The sequence below is a fragment of the Mycobacterium sp. IDUB_1 genome (assembly GCF_055419625.1).
In genome coordinates, this window is sequence record NZ_JBVAYA010000011.1 from 1 (window position 1) to 740 (window position 740).

Below are 740 nucleotides of genomic sequence, written 5' to 3' on the forward strand. Positions count from 1 at the left end.
TTGCATGCGGCGGTGGCGGTTCTGTTGCGCCGGTTGGGTGCTGGCACCGACATCGTCGTCGGAACCCCGGTGGCCGGCCGCGACGACGCCGTCCTGGGTGACCTCGTCGGCTTGTTCGTCAACACGGTCGTGCTGCGCACCGAGGTCTCGGGTAACCCGACCTTCACTGAGCTGCTCACTCGCATCCGCACCGACGATCTCGACGCGTTCGCCCATACCGATCTGCCGTTCGACCGCATCGTCGAAGCCCTGAACCCTCCCCGCGTTCCCGGCCGCAACCCACTGTTCAACGTCTTCATCGCCCATCACAGAGACACCGACGACGACACCACGCTTTTCGGGCTCCCGATCCGATGGCACGAACACACCACCCAGTCGGCGATGTTCGACCTCGGCATGACGCTGACCGAACACCACGATGGCACCGCGACGCTGACCGTCGAGTACAGCGCCGACCTGTTCGACCGGGAAACGGTGCACACGCTCGGCGCGAGACTCGTGTCACTGTTCACCCAGATCGCTCGAGACTCGACGACCCGAGTCGGTGATCTGGAGCTGATCACGGCCGCCGAGCGGTCCGAGCTGGCAGCACGCAACGACACCGGTCATCCGATACCCGCGACCACGCTGGGCCATCTCGTCAGCGCACGCGCCGAGCACAGTCCGTGGGCTGTTGCGTTGTCGTTCGAGGGTGTCGAGGTCACCTACGCCGAACTCGACGCATGGTCGAACCGCTACGC

1 protein-coding gene is annotated in these 740 nt (G+C 65.4%); it reads left to right on the forward strand.

The window, feature by feature from the left end; translation table 11 throughout:
• Positions 1-12: 12 nt before the first annotated feature.
• The coding region (locus tag ACZYYX_RS29430) for a condensation domain-containing protein (protein WP_463818372.1) at positions 13-740 on the forward strand (728 nt) is incomplete at its 3' end.